The sequence below is a fragment of the Streptomyces sp. P5F9 genome (genome assembly GCF_057961495.1).
Window position 1 is genome coordinate 1 of the sequence record NZ_JBXVPZ010000469.1, and the last position, 7,307, is coordinate 7,307.

Genomic DNA, 7,307 nt, shown 5'->3' on the forward strand with positions numbered 1-7,307 from the left:
GTGGAACCGTGGGCCTGAGGGGAGCCGGGGGTCCCGGCGGAGGCGGTGGAGGCGGTGGAAGAAGCACGCATTCAGCGCGCCTCACCGCTTCGCGGCGGTTCAAACATCTCGCGCACCTCTCTTTTCTCACCTTCTTCTCGCCCTCTTCGTGCCTCCTGCGGGCAGCCCGTGTCCCTTGTCATCCATCGAGTCGTTTGACAGCGAAGTCTGCGCTATTGGGGGCGCTATTGGGGGAGGGTGACCAGGATGCGGCCGTGGACACCGCCGGTGTCGACGTGGTCGTGGGCCTTGGCGATGTCGTCCAGCGGGTAGCGGTCGCGGACGTCGACGGTGAGGGCGCCGACGGCGGCTGCGGAGGTGAGGTCGCGGGCGGCCTGGCGCTTGGCCTCGGCGGGGAAGTCGTCGCTGCCGAGCAGCCGCAGGGTGACGTTGTTGAACAGCAGGGGCCAGAAGGGGATCTCGGTGCGGTCCGTGCGGGTGGCGTAGGCGGCGATGACGGAGTTGTCGGCGGCGACGGCGTTGTCGAGGTCGGCGTTGTCGGACAGCGCGACCTCGATGATCCGGTCGACGCCCCGCGGGGCGTACGCGCGGATGGCCGCCGCGGGGTCGCCGGTGTCCAGGGCGACGGCGTGGGAGACGACGGCCGGGTCGACGTGGTCGAGGTCCGCGGTTCGGCGGACGGTCGCGATCACGGTCGCGCCGGCCCAGTGGGCGAGCTGGGCGGCCAGGGAGCCGACGCCGCCGAGGACTCCGTGGACCAGGACCAGTCGGCCGTCGACCGGGCCGTCGGCGAAGACGGTGCGGTGGGCGGTGATGCCGGGGATGCCGAGGCTCGCGCCCAGCTCGTCACTGAGGTGGCCGGGTAGGGGTGCGGCCTGGTGGTCGGGTACGACGGTGTACTGGGCGGCGGTGCCGAAGGGGCGGTAGGACTGGGCGCCGTAGACCCAGACCCGCTGTCCGACGCGGCGGGCGTCGACTCCGGCGCCCACGGCGTCGATGACTCCGGCGGCGTCGCTGTGCGGGATCACCCGCGGGTAGGGCATGGACGAGCCGAGCCAGCCGCGCCGTTTCTTGGTGTCGCCCGGGTTGACGCCCGAGACGGTGACGCGGACACGGACCTCGCCGGGGCCGGGGCCGGGGACGGGATCAGGGAGTTCGCCGACGTGCAGGACATCGGCGGCGGGGCCCTGGTCGTCGTACCAGGAAGCAAGCATCGAGGTTCCTCCGTGGGCGGTCAGTTCGCGGGAGCGGCGGGAGCGGCGGGCGCATGCGGATCACTGTCGGTGCCTGTGGTGTCGAATGCGGGCGGTTCCTCGCCGAGGGACTCGCGCAGCCAGGTCCGTTCGGCGCGGCTGGTGGCGCGGGCGGTGAGCAGCATGCCGCGCCGGTAGGGGTCGGGGATCTCCTCGGCACGCAGGGGCCGCTCGTTGTCGTAGAAGAAGCTCGCCGGTTCTTCGAGGAACTCCAGCCGTCTGCGCAGCACCGCGTGCTGTTCGGCCACGTCGGGCAGGTGGGAGAGGAACGCCAGGATGACGTAGAACCTGGTGAAGTCGGTGATCTCGTGGTCGGCGGGCTTGCGCAGGCGCTGGAGCATGTCGGCCCGGCCGGCCGCGGTCAGGCTGAGCACGTACCGGGCCGCCCCCGCGGCCGGGTCTGCGTGCCGCTCGATCAAGCCCGCCTTGGTCAGACGGTTGATCGCCGGGTACAGGCTGCCGTCGCTGACCGGCCGCGTGTAGCCGGTCAGCTGTGAGACGCGGCGGCGCAGCTCGTGTCCGGGCAGGGGTCCCTCGGCGAGGAAGCCGAGTATCGCGAGTTCCAGCATGCGTCCATCGTCGCACGTGAACATCGAATCGATGTGTACATCGATTCGATGTAAGCTGCCAGGTATCCATCCACCGTCTTGGGAGAGGCACAGCAAGATGCCGCCACTGTCCAGCGAGTCAGTGATGAACCGCTTCGTGGAGTTCATCAACACGGGCGACGAGGGTCTCGCTCGCGAGGTCATTTCTCCGGACGCGGTGTTCCACGCGCCGAGTCACCCGGAACCACTGCGGGGGCCCGGTGGGTACATGGAAGTCATCGGGATGATGCGCGGTGCCTTCCCGGACGTCCAGTGGACGCTGGAGGAGACGGTCACCGAAGGCGACACCGTGGCCGCGCGGTTCACCATGCGGGGAACTCACGACGGTGAATTCTTCGGGATCCCGGCGAGCGGCAACAAGATCTCGGTGCAGGCCATGAACTTCTACTACCTGGCCGACGGCCGGATCGTCGGCGAACGGGCTCAGCCCGACCTCCTCGGGGTGATGCAGCAGATCGGTGCCGTACCGGCGCCGTGAACCTCGTAGCGCCGGGTGAGCTCTCTGCCGGAGATCCCACAAGCCCTTGCCGCGCCGGCCAGGGCAGAGTTCGGGTCATGACCGACGTCCATGAGGTGACCTGCCGTCCCGGGGCGCGCCGGATCCCGGTGGAACGGCTCACCGTCCGGGCGGTACGACGGGTGCGGGGCGGCGACGGCGACACCGTGCCCAGCGGGTGGCACATCGCCGAACTCGACGACGGGGGGGCGGCTGGTGAGGCTCGCGGCGGCGCCGGACGACCTGGCGCTCGTGCTACGACCTGGCGCTCGTCCTGTGCGAGCTGAGGGCGGTGCGCGAGCCGTCGTAGCGAGGGTCCGTGCGAGGGCGTCGTAGCCGGGTTCTTCGCGTGTTCCGCGCGAGGGCGCCCTGGGCGGGTTCTTTGCCAGGAGATGGCATTCCGGCTGGTCAGCCTGTCACTCGGGCGAGTTATCGTCCGACCTGCTTGTTCACACTTTCAACAGGAGCTTCATTGCGCCTCAAGCAGGTCTCGCTCACGGCGGCGATATCGGTCGTCGCCGGGCTGACCACCGCAACCGTCGGCCTCACCGGCACCGCCGCCTGGGCCGACAGCACGGCCGCGCTGCCGCTGTCCCACTACGCGCACATGCTGGTCGACACCGCTCACCAGCACCTCTTCTTCAGCCAGGGCGCCGGTTCGACCGGCATCGTGGTGACGGACCTGGCCGGCAACCCCGTCACCACCCTCACCGGCGAACAGGGCGCCACGGGGCTGGCGTTGTCCCCGGACGGCGGCACGCTGTACGCGGCGCTCGCGGACGGTGACGCGGTCGCCGCGATCGACACGGCGACGCTGACCGAGTCCGCGCGCTACGCGACGGGCACCGGCAGCGGGCCCGTCTCCGTCGCGGTGGCGGGCGGGAAGGTCTGGTACGGCGGGACGGTGGACGGCAGGGGAGCCGTCGGGTCCGTGGACCCGGCCGCCGCCGAGCCGGTCGCAACACCCCAGTCGGTGCTGGCCAATTGGCCTGACGCGCCGCAGCTCGCGACGGGCGGCGGTGTCCTCGCGGCCGGGGAGATGAGCCCGAGCACGACCGACGTGGCCACCTTCGACGTCTCCTCCGGTACGGCGACCGCCATGACCCACCTGGCGGTCTCCGGCGGTCCGACCACCGGGTTCCAGGTCACCGCCGACGGCAAGCAGGTGCTGCTCGCCACGTCCAGTGATGTCGCCCTGCGGGCCTACCGCACGGCGGACATGGCGATGGCCGACCCCTCTGTGTACTACACCGGCGGAATCCCCTCCGCGCCGAACTCGCTCACCCTCGACACCGACGGCACGATCGCTGTCGGCAGCACCGAGGGCTCGGCGCCCGGGGTGTACCTCTACGCGGGTTCCCAACTCGCCGAGGACTACGTCAAGTTGCCCGCCGGGACCCTGGCCCCCGACGGCCTGATGTGGGGAGGTGACGGCGGGACGCTCTACGGCGTCACGCACGACGCCTCGGGCGCCTACACCCTCAACGTGCTGAGCGCGCCCAAGCTCACCGACGCCCAACTGGCCCTGAACCTCTCGGGATACGCGGTTCCCACCCGCCAGTTCACGCTCACCGGCTCACTCACCACCAAGGGCTTCGTCCCGGCCGGAGCGAAGCTCCAAGTCACCCGTGACGGAACGGAGTTGCCCGACGCGACGGTCGGCGCGGACGGCACGTTCTCGATCACCGACACCCGGTCCGACGAAGGCAGCTACACCTACCAGGTGTCGTACGCCGGGGACGCGGCGCACCGGCCCGCGACGACCTCGCTGGACGTGGAGGTGGGGCGGCTGGACACCGGCGTCATCCAGGATGTCGTCTCGGCGAGACCCCGCTCGGTGGTCCTCAGCGGTTCCCTGAGCTCGCGGGACCTCGGAACCTTCCCCCAGGGCACCACCGTCGAGGTGTCCCGGACGAACGAGGACACCCACGAGACGGTCCAACTCCCGTCGGTCACCGTCGATCCGGCCACCTCGAAGTTCACGGTCACCGACGCCCCCGGCATCGCCGGATGGTTCACCTACCACCTCTCCTTCGCGGGCGACACCGAGCACGAGCCGTCGACCGACGACGCGTCCCTGATCGTCTCGCCGTACACCCCGACCCTGGCCCTCAAGCCCCCGACGACCGCCACGCGCGGCGCCGCGCTGACGTTCGGCGGCACGTTGGGCGACGCCCCGTACCCCGCCGGCGAGACGGTCACCGTGTCCCGCACGGACCTGGCCCACACCTCAACTCCCGTCACCTGGACGGTTCCTGTGGGTACGGACGGGAAGATCACCGTCAAGGACACCCCGGCGGTCGGCGGCGCCAACACCTACAAGGTCGACTACCCGGGCGACGCCGCCCACCAGGCGGCCACCGCGTCCTCGACCGTCCAGGTGTCCCGCGCCGCGACGGCCGTGTCCGTCACCAGCAACGAGTCGACGTACACCTACGGCGCGACGGCCACCGTCACCGCCCACCTCGGCACGACGTACAACAGCCGTACGGTGTCGATCTACGCGACGCCCGCGGGCGGCAAGAAGACGCTGGTGAAGACCGCGGCCGTGGACAGCGAGGGCAACCTGAAGGCGACGTACAAGCTCACCCACAACACGACGTTCACGGCGTCGTTCGCGGGCGACTACCGCTACGCCCCGGCGACGGCCACCCGCGCCGTCCACGACCAGGTGGGGATCGCCGAGAAGCTGGGCGGCTACTACACCAGCACCAAGTACGGCACGGTCACCTACCGCGTCTACCACCACACGGTGAAGCCCCAGGTGACCGGCACGGTGACGCCGGACAAGTCCGGCCAGTGCCTGCGGTTCCAGGCCCAGGAGTACTACAACAAGGCCTGGCACACACTCACCACGTCCAGCTGCTTCTCCTTGGCCACGGGCAGCGTCGGCGCGACCAGCCTGAGCCTCACGAATGCGGTCAACCAGAAGTTCCGGGTGCGGACCGAGTATGTGGCGAGCGCGAAGGATGCGACCAACGTGAGTACGTGGGGTGGGTGGTTGTACCTGACGGTCAGGACCTGACCGGCGACGGTTAGCCCTCCTTGGGCCCCGCCTGCTGCACCACCTCGAACGTCCACAGCGTCGAGTCCGTCGAGGCGGGCCTCGGCCGCTCACCCTGCGGGGAACCCTGCGCGCCGCCCTCCTGGGGTGCGCCGCGGTGGGCGGCCTGCCCCATCCCCGACATCCAGTTCTGGAAGTCCTCCTCGGCGCGCCAGCGCGTGTACACGAGGTAGGTGTCGGTGCCCTCGACGGGCCGGAGCAGCTCGAACCACTCGAAGCCGTCCGAGCCGTCCACCGTCCCGGCCCGGTTCGCGAACCGCTTCTCCAGGGTCTCGCGCTGCTCTTCGGGGACGGTGAGTACGTTGATCTTGACGATGCTCATGGGGCCATTCTTCAACAGGCGGGGGCTCGGGCTTCCACGGGTATGACTTCAGGGGCGCAGGCCCTCCCGGCGTGCCGCCCGTCCAGCGGACCGGCGGCGGTCGGCAAGAAGGCACCCGTGCGGGGCGGGACGACCGGGAGCCCGCGTCGTGTGCCTCCGAACTGCCGTCACCAGTACGGCCGTTCGCCAGGGCCGTCACCGCCGCCGCCCTTACGGACACTCACGCCCTCCTCACCGCCCCGCCCCCGGGCCACTTGACGCCCCACTTCGCGAACTGACGTGACCCCATGGGCGGTTGTGTGTCGAACGGCCGCCTCCAACCGCCCTCTTTTGGGTGATCTCCGTACGACATAACAGACGTAACGTTTCCTCGCTTCCCCCGCTGAGCTGGGCTTTTGCGGACGAGCGCGCGAAACTGCGCACGTGTTCGAATCGCGTCACGCCCACACCCCTCTCTTGATCCGAATTACAGTCGTGCCGCTCGTCCAAGATCACTTCCCCATCGAGGCGTGTGTGACCTTCCGACTGCCCAGCGCAGCCCCGCTCTTGAGAACGCCGCAGACGGCCGTCCTTGAGGGCATCGCCGGTTTCGTCCCCCCGGACGCGGTGCCGAACCACGCCCTGCCCGCCGCGTGGGACGTCTCCGCCGCGTGCAGCGGCTTCGTCTACGGCCTCGCCGCCGCCGTCGGTGCCCTGACCTCGGGGTGTGCCGACCGTGTCCTGCTGGTCGCGGCCGAGGTGTACTCGACGCTGCTCGACCCGCAGGATCGTTCCGCCGGAATCGTGTTCGGCGACGGCGCCGCCGCGGTGGTCCTACGGCGCGGTGAGCGTGACGAGTCGGGCGGAGTGCTGGCGCTGGACCTCGGCAGCGACGGCTCGGGTGACCAGCTGATCCAGGTGCCCGGCGGCGGTGCGCGGGAGCGTTCCCGGCCCGGGGAATTCGGCCCTGGTGACCGTTACTTCCGTATGCGGGGGCGTGAGGTGTTCCAGCATGCGGTGATCCGTATGACCCAGTCCGCCCACACCGTGCTCAAGCGCGCGGACTGGGCGGCCGGGGATGTGGACCGGTTCTGCGCCCATCAGGCGAACGCCCGCATCCTGTCCGCCGTCGGCGACCGCATCCCGGTGCCCGGCCAACGGCATGTCACCAACATCGCGCGCGTCGGCAACACCGGCGCCGCGTCCATCCCGCTGGCCCTGGCCGACGCCGCCGCGCGGGATGAACTCCGCGCCGGGGAACGGGTGTTGCTGACCGCCTTCGGCGCCGGACTCACCTGGGGCTCGGCGGCCCTGGTGTGGCCGGAACTGCCGACCGTGCCGCACGTCGACACACCCGGCGCGGATGCCGCGGCCGCACCCGCTGCCAACCGGGCCGCTGCCAACCGGGCCGTACCCGCTACCGACCCGGCCCTGCGGACCCGGATCGCCTGAGACCGACCGCGCTTGAGGCCGACCGCGCTTGATTCCCGCCCTGCTTGAGACCGACCTCGCTTGATACCCGCCCCGCCTTGATACTCGCCCTGCTTGAGACCGCTCCCGCCTGAGACCGACCCCGCTTGATACC

Annotated in this window: 6 protein-coding genes and 1 pseudogene; 4 read left to right on the top strand and 3 right to left on the bottom strand. The window is 70.5% G+C overall.

What is annotated here, in order from left to right; translation table 11 throughout:
• Positions 1-224: 224 nt before the first annotated feature.
• A complete protein-coding gene (locus AC31A1_RS42715; protein WP_489658469.1) occupies positions 225-1,214 on the bottom strand; it encodes an NADPH:quinone reductase in 990 nt (329 codons plus the stop codon).
• Between the two features lie 20 nt (positions 1,215-1,234).
• Complete coding sequence (locus tag AC31A1_RS42720; RefSeq protein ID WP_489658470.1) at positions 1,235-1,822, bottom strand: PadR family transcriptional regulator; 588 nt, start codon at positions 1,820-1,822, stop codon at positions 1,235-1,237.
• Between the two features lie 124 nt (positions 1,823-1,946).
• Here AC31A1_RS42720 and AC31A1_RS42725 point away from each other — a divergent pair, with 124 nt between their 5' ends.
• The 3 genes and pseudogenes from AC31A1_RS42725 to AC31A1_RS42735 all read left to right on the top strand — a co-directional run bounded on the left by AC31A1_RS42725 (position 1,947) and on the right by AC31A1_RS42735 (position 5,382).
• A complete protein-coding gene (locus AC31A1_RS42725; RefSeq protein WP_489658471.1) occupies positions 1,947-2,339 on the top strand; it encodes an ester cyclase in 393 nt (130 codons plus the stop codon).
• Positions 2,340-2,434: 95 nt separating this feature from the next.
• Positions 2,435-2,693: pseudogene (locus AC31A1_RS42730) on the top strand (PH domain-containing protein); the annotation flags it as partial.
• Positions 2,694-2,829: 136 nt separating this feature from the next.
• Complete coding sequence (locus AC31A1_RS42735; protein WP_489658472.1) at positions 2,830-5,382, top strand: hypothetical protein; 2,553 nt, start codon at positions 2,830-2,832, stop codon at positions 5,380-5,382.
• Between the two features lie 10 nt (positions 5,383-5,392).
• Here AC31A1_RS42735 and AC31A1_RS42740 read toward each other — a convergent pair whose 3' ends face one another.
• Positions 5,393-5,743: an antibiotic biosynthesis monooxygenase family protein gene (locus AC31A1_RS42740; RefSeq protein ID WP_489658473.1), complete on the bottom strand. Its 351-nt coding sequence runs from the start codon at positions 5,741-5,743 to the stop codon at positions 5,393-5,395.
• Between the two features lie 474 nt (positions 5,744-6,217).
• Here AC31A1_RS42740 and AC31A1_RS42745 point away from each other — a divergent pair, with 474 nt between their 5' ends.
• Positions 6,218-7,174, top strand: coding sequence for a 3-oxoacyl-[acyl-carrier-protein] synthase III C-terminal domain-containing protein (locus tag AC31A1_RS42745; protein WP_489658474.1), 957 nt, complete (start codon positions 6,218-6,220; stop codon positions 7,172-7,174).
• Positions 7,175-7,307: the final 133 nt, after the last annotated feature.

Coding starts and splice junctions, on each gene's coding strand:
- AC31A1_RS42715 (WP_489658469.1), bottom strand. CDS start 1,214: ATGCTTGCTTCCTGGTACGACGACCAGGGCCCCGCCGCCGATGTCCTG.
- AC31A1_RS42720 (WP_489658470.1), bottom strand. CDS start 1,822: ATGCTGGAACTCGCGATACTCGGCTTCCTCGCCGAGGGACCCCTGCCC.
- AC31A1_RS42725 (WP_489658471.1), top strand. CDS start 1,947: ATGAACCGCTTCGTGGAGTTCATCAACACGGGCGACGAGGGTCTCGCT.
- AC31A1_RS42740 (WP_489658473.1), bottom strand. CDS start 5,743: ATGAGCATCGTCAAGATCAACGTACTCACCGTCCCCGAAGAGCAGCGC.